At 42.4% G+C, this 26,075-nt stretch carries 12 protein-coding genes; 9 read left to right on the top strand and 3 right to left on the bottom strand.

Annotated features, from left to right (window positions below):
* Together HMPREF9304_RS06650 and HMPREF9304_RS06645 are read right to left on the bottom strand one after the other, a co-directional pair.
* On the bottom strand, nucleotides 1–2,077 hold a 2,077-nt coding region (locus HMPREF9304_RS06650; RefSeq protein WP_036927629.1), incomplete at its 3' end, for a type IA DNA topoisomerase.
* Between the two features lie 21 nt (nucleotides 2,078–2,098).
* Nucleotides 2,099–3,502, bottom strand: coding sequence for a DUF3945 domain-containing protein (locus HMPREF9304_RS06645; protein ID WP_036927628.1), 1,404 nt, complete (start codon nucleotides 3,500–3,502; stop codon nucleotides 2,099–2,101).
* A 220-nt stretch (nucleotides 3,503–3,722) separates the two neighbouring features.
* Between HMPREF9304_RS06645 and HMPREF9304_RS06640 the strand changes: the two genes are divergently transcribed.
* The 9 genes from HMPREF9304_RS06640 (at nucleotide 3,723) to HMPREF9304_RS06600 (ending at nucleotide 24,589) form a co-directional block, all read left to right on the top strand.
* The gene (locus HMPREF9304_RS06640; RefSeq protein WP_019036496.1) at nucleotides 3,723–3,929 is read left to right on the top strand and encodes a helix-turn-helix transcriptional regulator; all 207 of its coding nucleotides are present in this window, start codon (nucleotides 3,723–3,725) and stop codon (nucleotides 3,927–3,929) included.
* Nucleotides 3,930–4,201: 272 nt separating this feature from the next.
* Nucleotides 4,202–8,524: a hypothetical protein gene (locus HMPREF9304_RS06635; RefSeq protein WP_197061650.1), complete on the top strand. Its 4,323-nt coding sequence runs from the start codon at nucleotides 4,202–4,204 to the stop codon at nucleotides 8,522–8,524.
* Nucleotides 8,525–8,526: 2 nt separating this feature from the next.
* Nucleotides 8,527–10,581: a fibronectin type III domain-containing protein gene (locus HMPREF9304_RS06630; RefSeq protein WP_019036498.1), complete on the top strand. Its 2,055-nt coding sequence runs from the start codon at nucleotides 8,527–8,529 to the stop codon at nucleotides 10,579–10,581.
* A gap of 815 nt (nucleotides 10,582–11,396) precedes the next feature.
* Nucleotides 11,397–13,742, top strand: coding sequence for a pectate lyase (locus HMPREF9304_RS06625; protein ID WP_231564485.1), 2,346 nt, complete (start codon nucleotides 11,397–11,399; stop codon nucleotides 13,740–13,742).
* A gap of 33 nt (nucleotides 13,743–13,775) precedes the next feature.
* Nucleotides 13,776–18,995 carry a fibronectin type III domain-containing protein gene (locus HMPREF9304_RS14930; protein WP_231564484.1) on the top strand — a complete coding sequence of 1,740 codons (5,220 nt, stop codon included), beginning with the start codon at nucleotides 13,776–13,778 and terminating at the stop codon, nucleotides 18,993–18,995.
* Nucleotides 18,996–19,003: 8 nt separating this feature from the next.
* A complete protein-coding gene (locus HMPREF9304_RS06615; RefSeq protein ID WP_019036501.1) occupies nucleotides 19,004–20,038 on the top strand; it encodes a hypothetical protein in 1,035 nt (344 codons plus the stop codon).
* Nucleotides 20,039–20,047: 9 nt separating this feature from the next.
* The gene (locus HMPREF9304_RS06610) at nucleotides 20,048–21,403 is read left to right on the top strand and encodes a PKD domain-containing protein (protein WP_036894231.1); all 1,356 of its coding nucleotides are present in this window, start codon (nucleotides 20,048–20,050) and stop codon (nucleotides 21,401–21,403) included.
* Between the two features lie 21 nt (nucleotides 21,404–21,424).
* A complete protein-coding gene (locus HMPREF9304_RS06605; protein WP_197053061.1) occupies nucleotides 21,425–23,098 on the top strand; it encodes a TonB-dependent receptor in 1,674 nt (557 codons plus the stop codon).
* Nucleotides 23,099–23,110: 12 nt separating this feature from the next.
* Nucleotides 23,111–24,589, top strand: a complete 1,479-nt coding sequence (locus HMPREF9304_RS06600) for a RagB/SusD family nutrient uptake outer membrane protein (protein WP_036894228.1) — start codon at nucleotides 23,111–23,113, stop codon at nucleotides 24,587–24,589.
* On the opposite strand, the gene HMPREF9304_RS06595 is transcribed toward HMPREF9304_RS06600, so the two are convergent.
* Nucleotides 24,579–26,075 (bottom strand): TraM recognition domain-containing protein (locus HMPREF9304_RS06595; RefSeq protein WP_036927619.1); only part of this gene is annotated, 1,497 nt, incomplete at its 5' end. The two genes, HMPREF9304_RS06600 and HMPREF9304_RS06595, sit on opposite strands and share 11 nt — an antisense overlap.

Raw genomic sequence — 26,075 nt, 5'->3', positions numbered from 1 at the left:
TTTCAAATTCAAAAGAAGTGGTGTAATCTTCATTAAGGACAAGTCGGGCGTTGAACTTTTTNCCTGCCTTNCTGGTNAATCCTTTGAGAATGGGTGTACGTCCTGTGGTTAGCAAATCCCGGATNTNGTCCTCNGTGAGAAGCGTGCCACAAACCTCACGGAAGATATGAAAGTCACAGCCCTCATGTCTGCATTTGGCAACCTTGGCATAGATGCCCACGCTCTCAGTGCCACACTTGGGGCAGCGATAGGTGGGATAAGACTTCTGTTTGGGNGCNAGNGANAGNAGTTCCTCNCANATGGTNCNAACGTANGAGTTGATGCCTTGTGCAAACTTTTCNGGCGGCATCTGTCCAGCCTCGATAGCGGCAAGAGCCAGTTCCCAACTACCTGTCATCTCTGCATTGGCAATCTTCTTGTCCTTGACAATCTCATAGACGACCAAGCCTTTCTCGGTAGGTATGATGGATTTCTTCTCCCTACGGATATAGTCACGGAGGATAAGCGTCTCAATGATGTTGGCACGAGTGGCAGGTGTGCCGATACCACACTCCGCCATTGCTTTCTTACTTTCTGCATCTTCGACCTCTTTCCCTGCGTTCTCCATAGCAGAAAGCAGTGTCGCTTCTGTGTAGAGAGGTTTAGGTTTGGTCTTATGCTCGGTGATTTCTGCATTGACAAGTGGCAGGATTTCACCTTCGGTCAAGTTCGGCAATAAAGACAAAATCTGTTCATCACCATCTTCTTTCTTTTCATCTTCTACTTCTTTACCTTTCTGCACGGCTTTCCAGCCCAAGGAGATTTGTCGGCATGCCTTCCAAGTAAAGGTATTGGTGCCGTCCGTGAACCGTACCTGCATACGCTCTTCTTCTGAATCGGGAGAAAATGCTTCGATGAAGCGACTGACTACCATTTGATAGATAGTTGTTTCATCTGCCGACATTCCTGAAGGCTTTTCTCCTGTAGGAATGATGGCGTGGTGGTCGGTTATTTTATCGTTATCCACCGAATGGCGGTTAAGCGGATTGGATAGCGTCTTGCCTATCTTGCGGAGCAGGGCGGGTACTTCCTCGAAAACATCCTCGCTGATGTATCGGCTGCCTGTGCGGGGATAGGTCGTGATTTTCTTCTCATAGAGGCTCTGGGCAATCGAGAGGGTCTTGTCTGCTGAAAAGCCGTGGCGTCTGTTGGCTTCCTTCTGCAAGGCAGTAAGGTCGTACAAGAGTGGTGGCGACGTATGTCCTACCTTTATTCGCCCATGCTCATCAACTCGTCTTGCGACCGATTCTACCTTAAGCTGGCTCTGACTGCGAAGCGCAGCAAGAGCAGTCTGTGCCAATGCTTCATTCTCATAGTCTTTACAGCCAACGGCTTTCAGCGATATGCCCTCTTTCTCTATGTGAACGGATAATTTCCAATAAAGTACGGAAGAAAAATCACGATTTTCTATGTACCGACGGCAGACCATAGCAAGAGTTGGGGTCTGTACCCGTCCTAACGAATAACCACCCCAGCGTGCAATGGACAGCGCACGACTTGCATTGATACCCACGAGCCAGTCGGCTTCGCTTCTTGCCTTGGCGGAGTAATAGAGATTATCGTAATGGCTTCCAGATTTGAGATTGGAAAGTCCTTCACGGATAGCTTTATCCGTCAGTGATGAAATCCAAAGACGGTCGAAAGGTTTCCTACAACCAAGATGTTGATAAATATAGCGAAATATCAACTCTCCTTCACGCCCTGCATCGGTGGCAACAACAATACGGTCTGCCTTGTCGAAGCAGGAACGTATCACCTTGAGTTGTTTGAGTGCTGCAGGATTGGATATATATTCCTTGTCCCTGCGCACTTGGCGTACCACTAACTGAAAAGGATTGGGACGGATGGGCAGGTCTTCGGCTTTGTAGGCGGAAAAGCCGTAGGCTTCAGGCATGGCAAGGGCGATGAGGTGTCCCATTGCCCATGTAACGAGATACCCACTTCCTTCTAAATATCCGTCCTTCTTGCTATTTGCCCCAACAATGCGGGCTATATCTCTGGCTACCGAGGGTTTCTCGGCAATAATACAAGTTGTCATAGTCGATAATAGAATTAAGGGTTACATCTTACGTCCACGGGACTTCTTCTGTTTGTTTTCGTCCTGCTTTTGCTTTTGGGCGGCAGTGGGCTGTGTCTGCCCAGTCTTCAATGGCTCTTTCACGTTCTTCGTGGCTTCGTTGGTCTTGCCGTGGTTGTTCACGGCTACCTGCGTCTTGTGTTCTTCTGCCACAGCAACCACCTTTTCTTTGCCGGTTTCTTGCTTTTTGTCAGGATTCCACTTGTAAAAACGTGGGCGATTCTGTTCCTTGTCCATGCGAACATAGGCATTGAAGGGTTGTCCTTCCTTGTCCACCATGTTTTTCAGATAAAGCGTTCGACCGCTGTCCAAGGCTTCACGCTGCTTGTCGGAGAGTTCCAAACCACAGAGTTTGCGTGGTGCGCCTTGCTGCTGCGTGTGCTGCTGTCGTTCTTTCAAGCCTTGCTTGTTATCGAAAATGAACTCGATGCCTTTCTTCTCGGCATTGACCTGCAAGGTAGCATTGAAGGACTTACCACTCTTGGCGGTCATTCCTTCCACTTTCACGGCTTTGCCCTCAACAAGGTCTTTATACTGTGCATCAGAAAGTGTAACACCCTTTATCTCTTTGGGAATGTTCACACGGTCGGCACGCAGGGCTATGATTTCATTGGTCTGCGGATCGATGGAGACATAGGCAGAAAAAGCATTGCCGTTCTTGGGCGTTACTTCGATTGTCTTGCCAAGATTACCCGTAGCAAGGAGTTGCTCCTTTTCTTCGGGAGAGAACTTGTAGCCCATATAGGAAAAGTCAAGCTGTGGTTCTTTTCTCAAAGGATGAATTGCCAAACCGATATTGCCGTTATCGTCCGTACGGAACGCAAGACGTGCTTCGGTGTAGATGGTCGTGTCGCCAATAGGTACGGCAATCGTCAAGAGATTGCTCTTCTGCCAATTGAGCATCTTGTCTAATTCTCCATTCTGCTCCAATCGCTCACGGGTAAGACCGAGGTCGTCGAGTTGCTTCCAATTGATTTTCGATTCATCAATGACTGTGGCATTCTTCTTTTTCGGCAGATAATCGTCAAAAGACACTCCAATCTCTGTCAGTTGCTGTTTGCTTTCAGGTTTCTCACGACTTTGCAACATGGTGCGAAGATTGTCCACACCTTGTTCTACATTGTTTGCCAAAACTTTGTACAGTCCGAAACGAGATGGGGCGTTGAACTGACGGAGAAAATTGCTCATGAAGTTTTTTAGAAGTCCGTCCTTGTTGTTAAACTTCAAGAAAGCGGCTTGATTGGCGGCTGCGGCTTCCGTTGTTTGCAGGTTGCCCTTGTTGTCGATACTGGATACTACGGAGAGTTTCCCCATTTCTTTCTCGTTCTTTACTTCCGTGCGATCTTCCAAGACCAGCACATAGTTGTCATTGCTGTTTGGTTCCATATTTTTTTTTGTTTTTAAGATGAATAAATGACTGTAACACAGCGAAGTTATAAGTATATAATAGAAAAGGCAGAAATCGAGGATTAGGTAGGATAAATCGGGAAATATTGGGAAAAATGACGGATTTTCAAAAATTTCTGTCATTTTCTTCGTCAATCCAATAGACAATGAGTAACTTTGTAGGATATTTAATGGATGAAGAAATAAATAAAATCATCGTATGACGATAATAAATAGAATTAAAGTTGTGCTTGTGGAGAAGCAGCGTACAAGCAAATGGCTGGCAGAGCAACTTGGAAAATCCGAGAATACAGTTTCAAAATGGTGCTCCAATAAGACCCAGCCTTCTTTGGATACTCTTTTAGAAATAGCGTTGGTACTTGATATTGATATTAGAGAACTTCTTGTATCGACAAAATGCACATAACTGTTTGTTTCTTTATCTTTACAATCTTTGCCATTATGAAAATACAGACAGTTTTCATAGCCCTCTTAAAGAAAAATATTGCTTGTTATCGAATAAGCATATTACTTTGTACTTTACTATTGAGTACAAATGTATCCTTTTCACAGACAAAAAACAATTCCATACAACAGATAGGTGATCTGAACAATATGTTTGCACGTATTGCGGAAACCAATGCATATGTAGAGGATCTGAATTATAACGAAGAGGAAGCAATAAATCTTCCAATCGGTATGAAACGAACGATTGGTGGTATGGAGATAACGATTGCCATCAGTCGTTTTGCCTTGCAGACTTCTTCTACAGAGCTTGGCGTTTATGCAAAGGCGGTCATTCCACAAGGAACAAATGGCGGGCGTACGGTGCTTTTCTTTGGGGCAGAAGGAATAAAAGGAACACATACTGGTGGTCTGGTAGGAGAATTGAAGCTTTCGCTCCTGCACGATGTCGAGATACCTTTCAATGGTGGAAATACAAAGATTGTCCTTAAGGGTAATGGACTACGCAAGGATAGGGGTATTTCTCAAAGTGACACCTACATGATCATCGGCTGTGATGGTTTCCATAATTTAGCCATTGACGCGGAAGTCCACTTTCCAACCTCCCTCATAGTCAGGGCTGGGGGACAAGGTACTGCAAATAGCAGTACTTATAAGCCAGCTACAAATAATATAAATAAGGATGGGAATTTATCGAATCAAGTCATAGGTCATTTTAATACTGTTATAGAAAGTTGGAATGACCTTCTTGTGTCTTTAGACCTACCAAGTTTTGAAATCAAAGGACTGAAAGACTACGTATTCTCATTGAATAACGTCATTTTAGATTTCAGTAGTAAGCGGAACGCCAAAACGATACGTTTTCCACAGGAATACCAGCAAAATTATCTTCCCGATGAACAGGTGCTATGGAGAGGGATATATGCAGAAAATGTCTCTGTAACATTACCGGAGGCTTTTTCACGAGCTAGTTTCTCGGCTAAGGGATTGTTAATCGATGATTATGGTATAACGGGGCTTTTCTCTGCCGACAGTATTCTCTCGCTTGATAAGGGCAGTGCTGACGGCTGGCGGTTTTCTGTTGACCATTTTGGACTGAACCTTATGGCAGGTGAACTTGTCGCCGCAGAATTCACGGGACGATTAGGCTTGCCGTTCAAGGGTAAAAATACTACCTTGGGATATGAAGGATACCTGCAACCTAATAATGAATATACGATGCGGGTTAAAAATGAAGAAGCACTTGATTTCTCCATTTTTAAGGCAAAGGCTCATCTCGAAAAGAATTCCAGTGTCACTTTACGCTTAGTAGAAAATCGTTTTATCCCAGAAGCAATACTTCATGGATATATGACTCTTGGAAAAGAGGGAAACAGCGACTCCACATCACAAACAAAATTTGATAAGATTAGTTTCCGCGGTCTTAGACTCACAACGGTTGCTCCTTACATTTCCGCTGAATACTTCGGTTATGAAGGAGAGGCAAAATTGGGACACTTTCCTTTATCTATAAACAAACTTGCACTTAATCACTCTGATACACAGCATGTAAGATTAACAATAGGGGCAGGAATTAATCTCGGAAAGAACCTATTCTCCGGAGCAACGGAATTAAACCTCCTTGCAAAATATGAAAATCAAACTTGGGTGTTTGATAAATTAGAGGTAGGTTCCATTGCTGTAAATTCTGTTATCGCAGGTGTTATAACGCTGAACGGGCATCTCAATTGGCATAGAGGTGATGCGATTTACGGTAATGGGTTCGCCGGTGATGTAACTCTTGGGTTTTCTTTTGATGGCAAGGTAGAAAAAGATACGAGTATAAAGTCAAAGCATGATATTTCCATTACTGCTCGAGCTGCTTTCGGACGAAAAGATGATTTCCGCTATTGGTATGCTGATGGAATGGCAACTTTCCATCCAGGCATACCAATTATCGGAGCACTGACTCTTAATGGAATAGGCGGTGCTTTAACATCAGGGGTGCGTGCTGAAGGTAGAAGTCCGGAAGGTGGGCGCTTTACCAGTTCAAACTATATCCCTGATGCCTCTATGGGCATTGGATTCAAGGCTTCTACTGTTATTGAAATCGGTAAGGTCGCCTATGGCGAAGCTGCTTTTGAAATGATATTTTCAAAGGCAGGTGGCTTGGAATTAGCAGGTTTTTATGGTTATGGAGAGTTTCCTAACAGAGGAGGTGGTAGTGTCTCTACCAGCGAAAAGTTAGAGAAACAGCAACGTACTTTCCCTGCCAAGTTATCAGAACAGTTCAAACAGCAAGACTGGACGCAACTGGCTGAAGCCATCAAATCCATGCCTGATGCCATTAAAGATATGGGACTATCAGGTACTTTACGTATCCAAATGGACTTCCAGAACCATGTACTGCTTGCAAGTTCAGATGTTTACCTCAACACCCCTTCGGAATTTATTCGTGGCGTAGGAGAACGTGGGAAGGCTGGTTGGGGTGTTTTACATATAGATCCAAAAGAATGGTATCTACATCTTGGTACACCAACTAACAGGTTGGGAGTACAGCTAGCTGTTGGAAATATTCTTGCCGTAAAAACAGGGTCATACTTTATGGCAGGAAATCGTATCCCCGATATGCCCGCTCCTCCGCAGGCCGTTGCAGACCTCTTGGGACAAGACATAGGAAGACTTAGCCTTGGGAGAAATCTTGATGCACTAAGCACCGGTAAGGGATTTGCATTCGGATCAGAACTATCCGTCAAGACCGGTGATATTCAGTTCTTGATAATGTATGCTAATTTTAATGCAGGTTTGGGCTTTGATGTGATGCTCAAGGACTATGCGCAGGCACAATGTCGAGGCCGTTCCGGTACTATCGGTATGGATGGTTGGTATGCTATGGGGCAAACCTATGCCTATTTACAAGGAGAATTGGGCGTAAAGGTAAAGTTATGGCTTATCCGTATCCGCGTACCGGTAATCAAGGGCGGTGCAGCGGCTCTTTTGCAGGCAGGACTTCCTGATCCAACCTTCTTTAAGGGCTATTTAGGAGTGAATCTCAATGTGCTCGGATTGATTAAGGGTAAGGCGCGTTTCAAACTTTCCATCGGTGAGGAATGCGATGTTGTAATACCGGGGAGTTCTCCGATAGAAGAACCGATGATAAATGATTTGGCTCCTGCTGATAAAGAGAATGAAGTCAGCGTATTCTCCGTTCCTCAGGCAACTTTCAACATTGCAATAGGAAAGAGTTTCGAAGCGACCACTGATGCAGGAGAAACGACCTATTACCGCATTAATCTCAAGGAATTCATAGTCAAAGATAAAAAGGAACATGTCATACCGGGTAAGCTCCTTTGGGGAAAAGATAAGACGGATGTTCGTTTCCAGTCTAAAGAAATTCTTCCTCCTAATACAGATTTGACGGCAGAAGTCCGTATTATTTTCGAAGAATTGAAGAATGGTGTTTGGAAGCCAGTACTGACCTCAGGAAAACCAGCCTTTGAAGAAAAGATAAATCATTTTACGACAGGTAGCGCGCCGAGTGACATTCCTATGCGGAATATTGTCTATGCCTATCCTGTGATAGGGCAGAGATACTTCCTTCCCAAAGAATACTCCAAAGGCTATGTGCAACTACAGTTTGGACAAAAATACCTATTTGAAAAAGGTTTTGACTACAAGCTTAGTTTTGTAACAAAACAGAATGAACGTATAGCTACAGATTTCAAATATAACGAAGCAGAGAATCGTTTAGAGTTTACTCTGCCGGAATTGAGAAGACAGACAGAATACACATTAGATTTGTCGTATTCCGCAGCACAGAAGGATATGGCAAACGACAATAAAAAATCTTCTGTAATTAAGGAAATAAAAGACAATGATGATTTCTCAGGACAAATTGGTGGCGACAAAGCTATAGCAAAGATTTCCAATGAGATGGAACAATCGATACTGAAATATGACTTTACAACCAGTCAGTATGCCACTTTCAGAGAGAAGATGCGAAGTGTCAAGGTCCGTGATAACCTTGCCATAGATGCAGGTGTTGCACTGTTGCTTGGAGCTAATGTGCAAGGTAAGGAAGCCTTCGACGAAGCTGAAGTCATCGGTGTGGAGAAAACTCAATACAAACCTTTGCTCACTCTTCGCTCCGACTTCAAGGAAGAATATTTCAGAGGTGCAGTCTTGCCACTTGTTTATGAAGGATACCCTTATGGAAATATTCATCTCTCCGAGAGGGAAGAGCAGCCAATCGGCGTCCCTCCCTATAGAGCTTTCTCACCAAGCCAGAACTACCTTTCAGCTTTACATTCAGAATCGGTGAACTTATCTTTATATCACTTCCCCTTTACATTTGATGCTTCTTTGGTATCATACAATGACTATCGAGACCTTCAGAATACAATCATAAATAGTAGGGATGCTGTTACCCCGCAGGTTTACAATCGGTTTGTCATGGGCTCTTTGCCTGTTTTGAAAAAAGGCAAGTATCAAACAACTATCAGTTACGTATTGCCTGATGGAACAGTAACAAACAGTGTAGACTTCATCTATACTAACCAACTTAATTTGAATAAATAAATATGCGTTATATTAAGAAGACTCTTTTTCTGTTCGCTCTCTGTACTTACGCCCTTATTGGAATGGCACAACAGAAATCGACATCCAAGATCAGAGCCCGTGCAGAAATACATTCTGACCGTATTCTTTTGCGTTGGATTCCAAGTGATGCGAAAAGTTGGGACTTGCTTAATCAATATGGTGTTCGTTTGGAGCGTTTGACAGTATCACGTTCTGGTGTCGTATTGGATAAACCTGAGTTGAAAGTTCTTTCGGAAAGGTTGAAACCAGAAGCGACAGATACATTAAAACGGATTGCAGCACAATATCCGATGGGAGCAGTCATTGCACAGGCTGTCTTTGGGGAAGACTTTGAAGTCAGTTTGGGTAATAATCCTATATCTAAGGCTATTTCCCTTGATGAAATGCGGCAGCAACGCTATTTATTTTCCCTTTATGCTGCGGATCTCTGTTTCCCAATGGCTAAGGAAATCGGCTGGGGATGGGAGGATAAGGATATAAAAAATGGTGAACGGTACTTGTACCGTATTACTCCTCTTGTGCCTAAGAAAAAGTGTCAAATAGGGCAAGGGGCTGTTTTTACCATTGTCGGTGATACAGCTAAACTAATTCGTCCCATCGGATTGTCTGTCCGTTTTAGCGAAGCCGGGGCTTTTTTATCGTGGGATTATAATACGCTATCCTATCTTTATTCTTCTTATTTTATTGAGAAGAGCGAGGATGGTAAGATTTTCAAGCCCATTTCAGACTTGCCCGTTACACGTATTGCAGATGTGGATAAGAATCCTTATGCTCCGATTACCTATTTGGATAGTATCCCTGAAGGGAAGACCATATATTATAGGGTTGTTGGCGTAACGCCTTTCGGCAGTAAGGGGGCGTACAGTGATATTGTTTCCGGGATTGCTTATCCTGCTTTGAAGGCCATACCTATGATAACAAGTTCCTCATTTGACAGGAATGGTGGAGCAGACATATCTTGGCAGTTTGACGGTGCTGCACAGGACTTAATCAAAGGCTTTAATGTTCTTCATTCTACTGACGACAAGGATTATACCATTCTTATCGGCAACCTCAATCCACAGCAGCGGAATTATCATATAACGAATATTGGAAGGCATATCTATTATAAAATTGAGGCAGAAGCCAAGCAAGGTGCTTCTACCCGTTCTTTACCGGTACTTATCCAACCCGTGGACAGTGTGCCACCGGGAATACCACAAGGTTTATCTGCACAAATAGACAGTCTCGGTGCCGTGCATTTGTCATGGAAGCCCAATTCTGATGCTGATATCTATGGCTATCGACTGTATCGTGGACAAACAAAGGGGGAGGAGTTGATTCCTATTACGGATTTAGCCATTCGTGAAACAGCCTATACGGACAGTATAAACCTTGACAACCTAAATAATAAGGTTTATTATGCTTTAACAGCCCTTGACGAGCGATATAATCAGTCTGATCTGAGTGAGACGATAGAGGTTGTTAAGCCAAATGTTATTCCCCCAACGACACCTGTAATTGTCGGATGGAAAGCAGAGGACGGGAGGAATGTTATTGAATGGACCCAAGATGAAAATCCCTATCTTGCCGGATTTATTGTGGTACGTACTGATGTGGAGGACAGAACTCGTCTTGTTGCTCGGCGTGTTGAGAGTCCCATAAGTATGAGGTATGAAGATTATGACATTGAATCAGGGAAAAGTTATCTCTATCAGGTGATTGCTTCCTCTAATCGGTTACGTTCTCACTTATCCAATCCTATAATATTGAAATCTAAGATGCAAGGGATGGACAATGATTCGATTAAATTCGATTTGGAAGCCTTGCCAGAAGGTATTGCTATCAAATGGGATATACACTATAAGGATTTGATGTCCGTAGCATTATATAAGTTAGACGATTCCAAGACAAAATTCCTTTATAGAGAGAATCTACCGACTTCAGGAGAATTTGTAGATAAAGAAATCTTACAAGGAAAAGAGAATGAATATATATTAGTCGTTAAAGCAAAGAATCATAGCTCAATAAGTAAAGTGCAAAAGATACAATTATGAAGAGAATCGCATCTATATTTTTCTTTTTATTGGGAATACTTGAACTTCATGCACAAGAATATATTTTTGAGTATGATGTAGAATTCTTTTTATATAGCGGTAGAAGACGTTTTTATAACCATCTATATTATACTACTGCTAACAGTTCAGCAAAAAAGGAATTTACTGATTTCTCTATGCATCGGGAACAACGTGGTCATTTCGGTATAACAGGTCGAGTTTCATTACCTGCACACGAAGGTCCTATTACTCATATTTGGGCAGAAACATCTAGACAAGTTAAAGACCTTGGTTTTTGGAACTCCGATTGTGAACATACTGCTGAGCAATATATTGCTTCCAGCGGACAGACAGAGTTTTCTGAAACAAATTTATGGTGGGGGTGTCTCAGTACATATTATTCACATGTGACTACTCACGTTTACCGCGCTTATCCAAAATTAATTTTTGCAAATAATCAACCCTCCTTGTTGCCTAGCAAGGAAAAAATTATTATTACAAATACAGCAGGTTTTCCACATTCTGTATACAAATGGCAATATTCGACAGATGGTGCCCAAACTTGGATTAACGTTCCTTCCTCAGTTATTAATTCCTCACCTAATGGTTCTCTAAAAATTAGTGGAACAGATTTGATGAGTGAAAGTGCATTCCAGCAGCTTGCTGCTCAAGGAAGACCTGTTTTATTTCGAATATTCAATCCGGTAAAGTCTAGTGAGGTGATAAGTTTACAGGCTGCTTTATCATCTCCTATTGTTTTATCTCATGAAGTTGTCCTCGAAAGATGCCACCAGTCAGGTGATGCTATAATTAAGATGACATTAGATCGCCCTTTGCTTTCGGGAGAAGTTTTGAGTTGTTTCATAAATGGCCAGTCTATCGGAAATGCTGGTAATGTAACTTTAGATAGTAACAATAGTTTTTACCTTGGAGGATATAATTCTGGGACTTATGCCATATCCTTTAAGGGGAGCTATAATGGCAATAATACTTATACAGGTGATACTCGACATAAGTTTACGGCTATAATAGCAGAACGTCCAGCCATCACTCATTCTTTCACCCAAAAGAATGTTAGTTGTTTTTCTGGTCATGATGGAGAGATTGCATTGGCGGCATCCGGTGGAACAGGGAATTTCACCGCTACACTTACAGATGCCGGCGGTTCTGTTGTACAGACACAAACATTCAATACGGGCAATGTAAGTTTCAAACGGTTATCAGCTGGCAATTATACCTTGCGTGTGCAAGACAGCAATGGTTGTGTTGCCAAGACATTATCAGGAGAAGAACTTATCCACCAAGTGATACTTACAAAGCCAAATGAGGCTGTTAATATTACAGAAAAGAGCAAAACCAGTCCTTTGGCCTATCAATCTTCCGATGGGGTTGTTCAAATCGCTGTTTCCGGGGGTACACCTTCCGCTTCCGGATATACAGTACGTTTTGTGCGGAAAAGCGATGGTCAAGTCTTTACACCAACAGATTCGCATTCGGATGGTAGCCAATACATCTATACTCTTCGTAATATTCCTCGTGGCGAATATACAGCTATAGCTGAAGACATGAGATTTGCCCTGTTAGGGAATGAAGACAAACAGGATCCCTGTAGCTGCCATGCACAATTAGCGATAACACTTTCTGCACCGCCTCTTTTAACTGTAGATGTTGAAGAGACACATTTTATCAACTGTCATGGTGATAGTGATGGAGAATTGACTGCTCATGGAAAAGGAGGTAAGCCTATTATTTCTGCCCGTCTCCCATATACCTACACTTGGTACAAAGTATCAGATGGTGCCAAAGAAGAACTTCCCTTGCAGGTGGATAGTATAGCGCACAACCTTGTGGCAGGCCAATATCAAGTCAAAATTACTGATGCGAATGGTATTTCCGCAGAATCGGCTGTGTTTGAACTTAAACAGCCAGACTTGCTGTCACTGTCATTTACAACACGACCTCCATCGTGTAACAGTGGAAGTGGGCTTATTTCTACAACTGTAACAGGTGGCACGCCTCCTTATACTTATGAGTGGAATAAGGAAGGAGCGACAGAGGCTAATCTGACTATTGAGGAAGCGGGAAGTTTCTTTGTCAGAGTTGTTGACAGTCGTGGTTGTTTTATTACCGGCAATGTAGAAGTTACAGCACCTGATGCAATATCCTTCAAGCCAACGATCACCAATCCTACTTGCCATGATGCAAATAATGGTGCCATATCCCTGGAGCTGTCAGGTGGTACGGCTCCTTATACCATCCATTGGGAAGATGACAATACTCTATCTACACCTAATCGGGAACATCTCAAAGCAGGAGAGTACGTAGCTGTCATCAGCGATCAAGCTGGCTGCTCCCTCCATTATCGTGTAGTCTTGGAACAACCGGAAAAGATGACAGTAAAACTTAGTAGTGGGTTTACGCTTTGCCATGAGCAATCACGTAAAATAACAGCCATACCGAGCGAAGAAAATGTCACCTATCAATGGCTGCATGACGGACAAGCCCTAACTGAGACCAGCAAGGAACTTACAGTAAGTAAGGCTGGTCATTATCGAGTTGTCGTTACAAATGAAAAAGGTTGTACAGCAACAGCTGAGGTTGAAATCAAAGCCAGCAACACAGAATTGCCTTTGGATATAACCATACCGTCATCTGTCACAGCTGGTTCTCCTATCCATGCTGTCAACATCAGCCGTATAAGGGCTGACAAATTAGAATGGTCCTTGCCCGACAATGCTGTTATTACAAGCAAGTCCAACGAAGGCGTTGTCTTTACCATTCCAACACCCGGTATCTATGAAGTGACACTCACAGGATATTTGGGTGACTGTTCTACGGTTGTCAGCCAAAGATTAGAAGTTCTTGGCGAAGGAGGAGTAGTTCTGCCCGATGGAAAAGGAGATGCAATCAAACAGTTTTTGATTAGTCCTAATCCGACTACAGGGGATTTTAAAGTATATGTAGAACTCAAAGAACCAAGAGATTTTACACTTAGACTCCTCTCTCCGACATCTGTTGAAATGGATAAAAAAGAGATTAAAAACATCCAAAAGCAGACTTTTGAGTATGAATTGCGTGGCGATACGGAAGGAGTATTCAAAGTGGAGCTGTCTGTTGGAAACGAGAAATCCACGCTTAGAATCACGAAAAAAAGAAAATAACAATTGATAGGACTCATGATAAAAGCAGGTCATATGAACAGACAATATATCCATTTCTATTGGCGTTTTAAGGTTTTATTGATTTTCCTCATCCTTTGTTGGGCAGGAAAGCAGCAGGGGTATGCCCAGTACTATCCTATCCATGCCACCGTTCAATGGCCGTCTCCTCAAAGTCCTTACTTGTCGGATTATTATAGTGGGAGCCGTGACAGGCTGATCGTCAATCTGCTCAACCGCGACCTACAGCAACCCCTGCTCTTTGCCAGACTGCGCATCAAGATTAAGAGTACAGGTTTTCTTGCCACCAGCCGTGAGGAAATCAACTACCCGATGTTGGAACTCAGTGCAAATGTCCCGACCCGCCTGACCAATATAGACCTCTCCCCCTATCTTCAACCACAGAACCTACAGATTAACGGCAGGCTGCGTAACGGGCAGTTACCCACAGGATATACGGAGTTCTCCGTGCAAGTGGTAGACTATTATACCGGACGAACGCTTTCTGATTGGCATACGGGACGTTCCTATTTGGATGTGAAGAAACCTCCGATTCTCAACTTTCCTGAAAAGGATGCCCAAATTGGAGTCACAGAGCCGCTCTATCTTCGTTTTCAATGGATGCCCCGCCATCAGGGACTTGCAGGAACAGAGTATGAGTTTGTATTGAAGGAACTGCCAGACAATGGTGCAGCTCCTCAGTCTGCTTTTGCCTATGGCAATGAGATATATCGTGTCCGTACCCGTAATACAACTTTGAACTATACCCATCTTGAACCTATCCTTTTCCCAAACCGTTGCTATGCATGGCAGGTGCAGGCCATCGCCCGTGACGGTATTGATGAAGTGGGTATGTTTGAGAATGGCGGTTATAGTGAAATCAACTGGTTCTATCTTAATGACAACTGTCAGGCACCGACGGGTTTGAGAACTCTTCCCCGTTTTGCCAAGGTGGATCTTTCATGGAACAAGGTCATTGGCACGACAGGATATTTGGTGGAATGTCGTCCTAAGACGAAGCTAAATGTTTACGAATGGAGCAGTACACGTGTTGCCGGCGAACACCTTACACTGTCCCAATTGAAACCGGGATGGACATACGAATGGCGTGTGGGTACGCTCTGCACGGATGACCGTCCGGTATTCTCTGGTGTCAGTGAGTTTACACTCAGCAAACAGAATGACGAACTGCTGGCTGACTGTGGAAAGGAACCAGTGAGGAAAGACCTGTCACAAGAGCCGAACTTACGGATAAAGGCTGGGGATATCGTTACTATCGGCGGTGATTATCCCATGACCATTACCGAAGTTGTCCCCTTAGGAGACGGCTGGTATTCCGGACGTGGCAAGACCCGACTGAAAACCATTATCGATGCTCCCGTTGCACTTCGTTTCGACCGTCTACGCATCAATGTGGATAACTTCCAGATAGACGGAACGGTGGACGCGTCCTACGATGAGAAAAAAGCAAAGATAGCCAATCTTGACTATGTGGATGACGGCGGCAAGGACATCAAACCGGCTACGATTCGTATGCGTGAGCATAAAATGGACTTTACCCTTCCCGACATACCGCAGTTTACATATAATCCTGAGAGTGGAGCGTTAGAAACGATCGATGCCGACGGTAACCCACAGACCATCAAAATAGATGTGCCGGAAAACGCCTCGTATGAGCGTATTTTCCCTATGCTGGTTACTGACAACAAGGGAAATACCTATCAGATTAGTCCTGCAGAACAAAATACAGAGAAAGGGACAGGCTATGATGTCGAAACGGGGAGAAAGGACGAAAAGATAGAACTTAACTGTGAACGTGTAGATCGTGTTGGCGATTTCAATACGGAAACACTATCAAGCAAGTATGGCTATATACACTTTGAACGCGGAGAGGGAAAATATGCCTTTGATGATGGTCAGGAGAAGTGGTACAAGAAGAGTGTCAAGGTGGATCGTTTCTACAAGCCGTTTGCAAAGGGGTATATTGCACCTTGGAAACTTGTCCCGACAGGAGAGAATGATGTTGTTACGGCGAAGTATGATGGGCTGAAGAATATTGACCTGAAGAAAGTTCATTTTGTTTCCGATCCGAATTCTGCTGCATTACCTGCACAACTCAACGAAGCAGAGCAGACATGGACGATTAGTCTCCGTTCTGTATCGGCCGGTTCCGGTTACGATGTTTTTGCTGTTTACGAAGGAGTAGCCATCGGCAAACTCCGCGTGGTAAGCTATGCCAATCAGCAGCACAAGGTAACCCTTGTTCCGATAAACAAAGTTAGGTTAGATAAAACAACTATTGAGCAGGGCCTCAATGCCATTTATAATCCTGTTGGCGTGCAGTTCACCGTGAATGTGGATGAGCGCATGCGTGGCAATTATGACTGGGAAACAAAAACAGAGAAAGACAGTCTGTTGGGTGTCGTTAGTAAGTCTTTTTGGGGCTATGACAAGGAACTCAAAGAGACTCCAGAGATGCTCAATCTGCAGAAGACTTACCAGCAGGAAGCAGGGACACTTGACGGCGCCTACTTATTTGTTCTTAATGGAGCCAAGGGACTTGAAGGACAGAATAAGGACTTGTTGGGTGAAATGCCTCGTAAGAGCAGATTTGGCTATATCTTCACAGCTAACAGCTATAATACAACTTCATTGGTTCGTACCATTGCTCACGAAGTAGGACATGGAATATTCACCTTGCAGCATACCTTTGATGCCGAGTATGGAAAAGGTACAAAGGAAATGACGAATAATTTACTTGACTACAATGAAGGAACAGACCTCGTAGCTTTCCAATGGAACGTTATGGCTAATCCTGCTGTTTTCACTATTATGGATAAAGCTAACGATGGAAAATTAGGTAAAAAAGGTTCCATTTGGTTAACTCCTGATTGGGCTCTCTTTGTTTATGATAATTCCAATATTACGGGAAAGGACACAACAATAAAAGTTCCTAATGGAACAATTTACAGTATAAAAGAAAATGGTAAATTCTATGACTATATAACAGAACTGAAAGGCTTTTATCATAAGGGAGAACAACTCCAAATAAGAGAAGTTGATGAGCAGCAGATACCCGCATCAACCATAATCCACTTTATAAATTGGACCGAAGAGGCTTGCGGACGCGTGTATAATGCTATGTGGTCAGATGTTAAGCAATTAATTTCTGATCTCAGACATGCGAAGAAAAAAACTATAAATTTTGAGAATGGCATTTTCCAAAAAAGTGATGTAGTCAAATGTTATGGTTCTGAAGATGCCAATAAGGGGCATAAAGAAAATGCAGAAAGTGTGCAAATACACATTGTTGGAAAGGCTTCAAAATTTAAATCTGACATATTATCTGAAATAGAAAAGAAACTATCTAATCATGGAAATAATATACTCACAAATGAGCAATTAAAAAAAGATTTATCTGTCATTATCAGTATAGATGGAGAGGACACTCAAGAAGTCAATTCTTTAAAAGAAAAGACAAAGAGCTATCTCCATCTTATCTTCACCATTAAAGATAATAAAGTCGAATTCTTACGGATGGAGACGTCTGATAAATTTGGAGATAAGCTATCCCATATCTGTGAACTAATTAAAAATGAACCTTGGGCGTTGCAAGCTATTATTCTCTATGAGGTTGCAGATTTGTTGGATAAAGGTATTGAATACCTTAAGATACCTGAATCGGTATGGGGTTGTGATGAAAAGTCTGCTATTTATAAGGAAATAATACATTATTTATTTCAAAGTCAAATTCCCATATTGCTATCGAATAATTTATCCGGGTATAAGCTAACACCAGAGAATGAATTCGCTTTTGCCTGTGGTTTATGGGATGGAACTATAGATATTATTCAGTCTGTGCCCAAACTTGCTAAATTGCTGACTTGCTATTTTCATGAAAAATGTGCAAACGAAGTATCTACTCAATTGGAGAGTTTCAAGAATGCTGTCATTGAAGATGAGAATGGCAATATTACATGTGCCCAAGAAGAATACCTTTGCAAGGCTGGACAGATGATAAGTGCTGCTTTAGGTGAGCTTGTGGCTGACAATTGCAAAGTTGCTCACACTGTGGGTTCAATTGTTGGTCCTATCATAGTAATGTGTGTAGGGGATGTTGCTGCAGGCGAAGCCGTTATAGCACGCTTGGGAAAAGTCGGGAGTAGCTTGAAATATGCCATTAAAGGATTACAACTCTGTGACAAAGTAACAGATATAACAAGACCATTAGCCAAAGGGCTAAAAGTTACAACAGTGCTCGTGAAGAAGGCAGGAAAGTTACTTCCTGAGATACGCATTGAGGGGAAGACCATATTACATTATGTTGGGGATAAATTACATCTTCGGAAATTTGATGCAGTTACTAAGAAGACAATTGATGAGCCTATAGCAGAGTCGAAACTTTCACAGAAAATAGAAGATGCTCTGTCTACTGAGGTGAAGGAAATAGCATCCGCTAAGTTTACAAAGTCATTATCTTCTAATAAAAGTTTCATGGACGTACTCAAAGGGGTACGAATAAAGGGGAAGCCCATAGAACTGGAGGACTTAGCAAAAATATTTGAGGATTTGCACAAAGCAGTTCCGACAAACTCTGTAAAACCATTAAAGGATGTAATGGACGACTTCGTTTACTTGGTAGATCATCACTTGTCAGACATGCTGAAAAGACCCAATGGAAAGAAACAAATAACAGCCTTCTTCAATGAGTTATTGCAATCAAAAGACAAGTTTAAGGCGGGAACCACTACTTTGGAGGTAATACGTAATCCCCAAAAGTACATTTCCAATACATACCACAATACCCTCAGCAATCTTGAATTGGAAGATCTTATTGCTTATGCAGATGATACAGGTGATTTTCGATTTGACATTAAATGGGAAGCAAAAACCAACCAAAATGTAGCAGGAAGGCGAGAAGTGAATATTTTTGTGGACACAAAAAACTACTCGTCTGCTCGCAACATGTTTAAAGATTTGGGGCAATTTAAGGCATATCTTAATGGAATAGACAATTTTGATCAACTCTATATTATCCAGCAAGGCGGCCGTGATGTAACAAAGAAAGATATTATCAAACAACTGGAAAAAGCCATAGCAAACGATGCAGAAAGTGTGTTTAGAGCAAAACCACAATTATGGAAGAATATGGATATAGATAATTTTGAAGAGTTAAAACGATTGTGTCAAGAACAAAAATTATCCCAAGGACCAGAATACGAACCATTTAGAAATATGATATTAACAACAAAATAGTTTCAAGTATGAGATATATTGAGTCAAAAAAAATAGAAAATGTCGAAAGCTTCTGTCCCGACAACGGGGACTACGCCTATACAAAAGGGCAGAAAGGTTATTTGTATATTGATGGGGTACTTTTAGAAAAAGATGATACACCTTTAGAGCTTTCTCTTAGAGGTAAGTATATGTATGCATGGTATGGTTCAGGTATGTTTGAACTATACGAGGGGCATACACTTTTGAACAGTATAGAACGTAATGTTATTCTGCTAAATGAGCAAACTCAATATATAGGTAAAACCTATATGGAATTTAATCCTTATCGAAAGGGTTATAACTTCACATCTCCGATTGATGAACAACTGATATTGCCTGAATTTGTTCCCTGCAGGCTGTATGTAGAAGATGATATAATTATCGCATATAATAATTTTAGCGGAGAGTTCAAACGAATAAATACTCAAACCAAAACTCTCTGGGAATTTCCTCTTTCTTTATTGGGAGGGACGGAATATGAACCTGACGGAACCGACAAAATAGACAAGATATTGGGAGTTATCCATGGGAATATCTGGTTTTATACAGATTTTTATAGATTGGTAGCTTTGGACTTGGAAAAGGGAAACAAAGTATATTCATTTGATTGCTTTGGTGTCTATTTAGACAAAAGAACAAACAACATATTTGCAATTTCATCAAATGTGATTACGATAATCGACACGGAAAAATTAGCAGTTATAGAACGGTATGATTTCCTTGAAACTGATCCCACGGGTATAGGAACATACCGAAGAGTATTCAGTCCGATGCTTCAAGGAGACTATTTTACCTTTTTGGGTGAGAAAGAGGAGGACTTCGGTAGCAACATGCGTCGGATCGGCATTTTCGATTATAAAGCTCGCAAGCTGGTTTGGGAATATGAACTCATCAGCATAGATGAATACGAACAAACACGTAACCACTTAGTGCCTTCCAAGCCTTTGTATATGATAGGCAATAAATTATACATAAAGGACTTTAAAAATACTTTACACATCTTTGAACGAGAAGATATTTGATGACAAGCTATGAATACAATACATAGGCCATATCGGGCTGTACTACTCTTTATGTTGACGTGCTTGGTCTCTTCCTGCCTCAAAGAAACTGCTGTCCCTATCGAATCGGCATTCACCATTGAGACATCAGAAGATAAGACCTCACCTGTAACTATCCAATTGAAAAACGAAAGTTATGGGGCAGACGAATATGAATGGACATTTGAAGGAGGACAACCTAGTAGTTCTACAGACAAAAGCCCAGGAAAGGTTGTATTCACGCAGGCAGGTGAGCACAAAATAACCTTGCGAGTTTGGAATAGTGTAGAGGAAAGAGCAAGTCAGCAGACCATAAGGGTTGATTCCACCATGACTATAGACTTTGATTTTTCAATCGCCCTCAATGACATCGCCCCAGGCGTGGTATCTATTACCAATAAGAGTAAAGGTGGAAGCCAATACGAGTGGGCATTTGAAGGAGGTGTTCCCTCTACATCCAACCGACAGCATCCGGGCACGATAACCTTTGCGGACGGTGGTGAGCATAAGATCCACCTAAGAGTATTCAATGGCAGTAAATACGAGGAACGTACTAAGGCGCTAACCCTACAACCTCCTATGCAAGCCGATTTTTCGTATGCACCTCTGCCTGTTGATCAAGACTGGGAAGCCCCACTCACGTTGAAGACAACCAATCTCACCACAGGAGGGTTGTCTTATCATTGGGTATGTGCAGGAGCCAATGTGCTGTCTCCTACAAGTGAAACGACGACCATTCGCTTCGAGGACGCTGGTACTTACAAACTACAGATGATTGCTGGCAATGGCAAAGAAAAAAAAGTTGTGGAGAAAAACATTGTTATCAAACCAAACAGTGGCATTATTAAGCAGAATGATCTAAAATTTGGCATCAATGAGGCAAAGAATAGTGTAGGTTGTTTTTATTCAGCCAAGGAAGGTGGTGTGGTAACATCAAGTAAGATTGTGGAGAAACAGTGTGGAGCATGGGTTGACTTCGGTTTCTTTGCCCTCAACTCCTCTTTCAACTACTGCTACTTCTTTGCACCCAATCAGGCTAAAGCCAATTCATTCCCAAAGATAGACAATGCTCAAGATGCTACTTTTATTAATAATCCCAGTTCAATGGGAATCAATATCACAAATGCCATTTTTGACAACATCAAAAGATCTTCTGACATGAATCAATTTACAAAGTGGTCGGAAACTAATCAAACAAACTTCAACAAAACCAGCGCACCACATTTTGTGCTGGTACGTACTGCTGATGGTAGAAGGGGAATCATCAGAATCAAGGAGTTCGTCAAAGATGGCTCGCAATCTTATATTGTTGCGGATGTCAAACTTGAAAAGAGAGCAGGGGAATAACAATATACGCATATAAGACATATGAACAGACCTCATATCATACGAATAGTCTTGGGTCTCTTCATGTTTATGACATGGAGCAGCGCCGTAACAGCCCAAAATGTGGAGGAGATATTAGAGTTTCGCAAGAAGAAGCCGCTAAAAATCAGTGGTAGCATTTCAGCAAACGCAACCAACTTCAATAGTACGCCCAATCAGTCTCGCCAGTCCTTCACCTATCAGCTGACAGGCTCTATAAACATGTCGCTGTATGAGTTGCTTCATATCCCTATATCTTTCAATCTGAATAACTATGGGGCAAACTTCTCCTATCCTTCTCTCCCTAATCGGCTGAGCATTCACCCTTCCTACAAATGGATTCGGGCACATATTGGCGATGTATCGATGAGCTTTAGCCCCTATACGCTCAACGGTCACCAGTTTACCGGTGCTGGTATTGAGCTGACTCCAGGCAGATGGCAAATCGCCGCAATGGGTGGTAGATTATTAAAACGCGTGGATACTGACTCTTTGAATCCATCTATCCGTCCCAACTATGAACGATGGGGATATGGTGCAAAGGTCAGATATGAGGCCGATAAGTTTGCGTTAGGAGGAACTGTCTTTACGGCAAAGGATAAAAGGAGTAATATTTCTTTTGATGCTGATGCCTTGGGAATATATCCTAAAGGAAACATCGCTATTGGACTGGAAGGAAGTCTTAGCATAATCAAGGATTTGAAATTATCCTTAGAATATGGTCTAAGTATCATGCAGCGAGATTTAAGGGTAAAGGAGAAAAGTTATTATCATGCTATCAAAGCGGATTTAGCATATAGCTTCTTGGGGAATACCATCGGTATAGGCTACGAACGAATCAGCCCGGATTATGAAACACTCGGCGCCTATTACTTTAACAACGACTATGAGAACCTCACACTCAATTACAGCCGTAGCCTCTTTGACAACAAGATGAGCATTACACTTAGCGGAGGTGTGCAGCGAGATGATCTTTCCGGACAAAAGCAAGAGAAAAACAAGCGGTTCGTAGGTTCTACCAATATCAATTTTACTCCCAATGAGAAATTCTCTGCTTCAGTTTCTCTGTCAAGCTATCAGGCACATCGCAATATAAAGTCTTCATTCGATTACATCAATGAACGTACACCATATGAGAATCTTGATACCCTGAGGTTTACCCAATTGAACAACAGTATAGACATGAATTTGAACTGGCGATTACTGAATAATGAGAAACAGACACACAACCTTTCTGCCACTGCGAGTTATCAGGAAGCTGCCGACAAACAGGGACAATATATCATACCCGGTAATCTGACACGCTTTTTGAATCTTGGTGCCAATTATGGCATTGATTTCACCCCATTGGACTTCTCAATGACGGCAGGAGTAAATGTCAGCAACAATTATGCATCACGCAAGAATGTTCTGACATTAGGTCCGACACTCACTTGTACAAAACGATTACTAAAGCAAGCCTTAACAACAGGATTGACTCTTTCCATGAATCAAACTCAGGAAGAGGGTCGGAAATTGGCAACGATCTATAATGTTCGATGGCATGCTATTTATCGTTTCCTTAAACGGCATGGATTAAATGCCAGCGTAGCTTATCAACACCGCTCCTTGTCAGAAGCATCTTTTAGTAACTCTTCATCCCTAACCAGCCAGGTTAGTTATAGTTATTCATTCTAAAACAACCAGAACATGCAATATTGTACAAAAACAAAAATTATCATTTTTATCATAGGCGTAGTTTGCTTATTCTCTTGCCAAAATGAGTCTACCGACTTTGTTGAAGATCCAGTAAAAGCATATAGTGACACGATTGCAGCCAACACTGCCGTAGGTGCTCTTTATGCAACGGGGCTTCCACAGTTTTATCTTTCGGCAGACCAAGAATATGGTATTCCCTTGGCATGGGGAAGCTATTTGTCCGGACTGTTTGAAAGTGAAGCTACGCAAGGGTATTTCCCGGCATTGGAAAAACAAAATTTGGAAGACTCTTCTGTCCGGGATTTGGCCAAACAAATATATACGTCATGTTTTGATGGAATTGAGGCCGCCGATACTGTCATCTTACAGATTCCCAACACGTCGGGATTCACCCCGGCAGAGCAGGCAAAACTTGTTGGTGAAGCTAAATTCTTCCGTGCATTCAATCGGTTTTATCTTATCCGTACATTCGGTTCTTTCCCGGATGAAAGGCATGCCTCCTCGTGGCTGAGTATGGAAAAGGCATATTTGAAAGTGGAAAAAGACTTGCTTGATGCCATTGCCACCTTACCGGAACAGAATTTCCAAGAAAACAATTCACATGTAACGGCATTTACCGCCCGTGCCCTATTGGGTGATGTGTACCTGCATATGAGTGGGAAACCATTACAGAAGAATAAATATGAACAGGCCGCCACTATTCTTCGCCCCATCATACGGTCGGAAAAGCACCATCTCGCAGCTAATGGTGCTAACGAAACAGTGTCTGCTATCAATACGCTTCGAACTACTCCAACCAATGACGAGTACCTTTATGTTGTTTATGGGGAAACATCATTGACACGGGCATCATTCGCTTTTCCCAAAATGGCCAGAAACTGGGAAAATGTCAAGGAGCATGTAGCTTTCAATGCCTTCAAGCCCATTCAGGCGTTTATGAGTTGCTATGCCGATGGAGATATAAGAGGAAAGGACCGACAGTATTTCCATACTTTCTTTAAAGTTAAAGATGAGGGAAAGACAATCTTTGAAATATTTGATCCGGCTCCCTATTTTTGGCTTGCTTCTGGGACAGATATAGCTGCTTCTAACAAACAGTACTGGGGGATTTATCGTTATGCGGAAGTCCTGCTTATGGCAGCAGAAGCCATAGCCCATAGCGAAGGAGTTACTCCGGAGGCTGTAAATTATCTTGCCCAAGTTCGGACTCGCTCTACCTCTGATTCTCAGATTGAATTAAGCAAACAACTTTCAGTATTATCCGTAAATAAGTTTATTGAGGAAGTTTGGTTGGAGCGATTAAGAGAATTACCCTATGAGATGAAACAACTTTCAGATATTTTGCGCACAGACCACTATCCAGTATATAAAGATAGCACACTGCAGTTTGTTCCACTTCAAGAAGCTGGCACTTCACAAGATAAATTATTTAATAAACAATCTTTCTTTCTGCCTAAACCTACTCCTTGATTAAGTGAGCAAGGGCTGGGTTGCTTTTTATCCGTTCTATTTCTGAATCCACAAGAGATAATACATCTTGTTTGACACATTTATAATTGTCTTCGATAGTCTCTTTGAGGTTGTCTGAGCCATTTTCGTTTATGAAGTTTGCTATTACAGGGATTGATTGGTAGGCTTTCATCTCAGCAGAGACTTTGGCACTATCCACCACGATCTCCGCATGGAAAATCTTTTGGTCAATACGCTCATCGAAGTTGTCGGACACTGCTCCAACGAACATTCCCTGTGTGAGGTTACTGATTTTGGATGCAGGGATAAGACTGTCCATCTGCGTAGAGATAGAGGTGGATTTGTCATTGCGGTTGATGGTCATAGACTGCCGTTGCTGGAGAACCTTTCCAAATCGCTCAGAAAGGGTCTTGGCGGTTTCTCCCACGACTTGCCCGGAAAAGACGTTACCCACGGTATTTTGTATCACCTTGCTTTCTTTGTCCCCATAATCGCGAGTAAGCTGTGAGAAGTCCTGAAAGCCCAAACATACCGCCACCTTGTTGCTTCGAGCGGTAGCGATTAGGTTATCCAACCCACGAAAGTAGATGGTCGGCAACTCGTCGATTATCACAGACGATTTGAGCTGCTTCTTCTTATTGATGAGCTTCACGATACGGCTGTTATACAGACCAAGTGCTGCCGAATAGATGTTCTGACGGTCGGGATTATTCCCTACCACAAGCACTTTCGGCTCATTAGGATTATTAATGTCGAGAGAGAAATCGTCACCCGTCATCACCCAATAAAGGGCAGGGCTTATCATACGAGACAGTGGTATTTTGGCACTGGCTATCTGTCCCTGCAACTGGTCTTGTGCTCCTCCTTCCCAAGCGTCCATGAAAGGTGAAAGATAGTTGGCAAGCTCGTCGTAGGAAGTGAGTATCGGGAATATCTGTGCGTAGGGACGGTTCAGAAATTCGATGGCATGGGGAAAGGTGCAATACTTTCCGTTCTCATAGATTTTCAGAAACCAAATGATGGCAGCCAGCAAGATAATCGGCGACTCCACAAAGAAATCTCCCTGCTTCTGTATCCACGAGCGATTCAAATTGAGCATGATGGTATAGGCACTCTCGTAAGCGTCCGATATATCCGTCATAAAGGCAGGATTGATAGGATTACACCGATGCGATTTCCTCGGATCGTCAAAGTTGATTACATAGAACTGTGGCTTCACCTTGTATGCATCCAAGTGATTAAGTAGGTGATTATAAGCAATCTCGGAAAGGTCGGGAAACTTATAATCGTAGATATACATGGCAAAGCCTTTCTCAATCTGCTGCTTGATGTAGTTGTTTACGATAGCGTAGGACTTACCCGACCCCGGTGTGCCGAGTACCATTGAAGCACGGAAGGGATTGACTACGTTAATCCAGCCCTTATTCCATTTCTTCTTATAGTAAAAACGTGTGGGGAGATTGACGGAATACTCATTCTCCATCAA

This window comes from Hoylesella timonensis S9-PR14, from assembly GCF_000762405.1.
Classification (GTDB): domain Bacteria; phylum Bacteroidota; class Bacteroidia; order Bacteroidales; family Bacteroidaceae; genus Prevotella; species Prevotella timonensis_A.
The sequence above is the reverse complement of the archived record's forward strand: the minus strand, read 5'-3'. Positions and strand labels throughout refer to the sequence as shown.

Excerpts from the sequence above, each read along its gene's own strand:
- HMPREF9304_RS06625 (WP_231564485.1), top strand. The coding sequence starts at position 11,397 with ATGACATTAGATCGCCCTTTGCTTTCGGGAGAAGTTTTGAGTTGTTTC.
- HMPREF9304_RS14930 (WP_231564484.1), top strand. The coding sequence starts at position 13,776 with ATGAACAGACAATATATCCATTTCTATTGGCGTTTTAAGGTTTTATTG.
- HMPREF9304_RS06605 (WP_197053061.1), top strand. The coding sequence starts at position 21,425 with ATGAACAGACCTCATATCATACGAATAGTCTTGGGTCTCTTCATGTTT.
- HMPREF9304_RS06600 (WP_036894228.1), top strand. The coding sequence starts at position 23,111 with ATGCAATATTGTACAAAAACAAAAATTATCATTTTTATCATAGGCGTA.
- HMPREF9304_RS06610 (WP_036894231.1), top strand. The coding sequence starts at position 20,048 with ATGAATACAATACATAGGCCATATCGGGCTGTACTACTCTTTATGTTG.
- HMPREF9304_RS06615 (WP_019036501.1), top strand. The coding sequence starts at position 19,004 with ATGAGATATATTGAGTCAAAAAAAATAGAAAATGTCGAAAGCTTCTGT.
- HMPREF9304_RS06645 (WP_036927628.1), bottom strand. The coding sequence starts at position 3,502 with ATGGAACCAAACAGCAATGACAACTATGTGCTGGTCTTGGAAGATCGC.
- HMPREF9304_RS06630 (WP_019036498.1), top strand. The coding sequence starts at position 8,527 with ATGCGTTATATTAAGAAGACTCTTTTTCTGTTCGCTCTCTGTACTTAC.
- HMPREF9304_RS06635 (WP_197061650.1), top strand. The coding sequence starts at position 4,202 with ATGAAACGAACGATTGGTGGTATGGAGATAACGATTGCCATCAGTCGT.
- HMPREF9304_RS06640 (WP_019036496.1), top strand. The coding sequence starts at position 3,723 with ATGACGATAATAAATAGAATTAAAGTTGTGCTTGTGGAGAAGCAGCGT.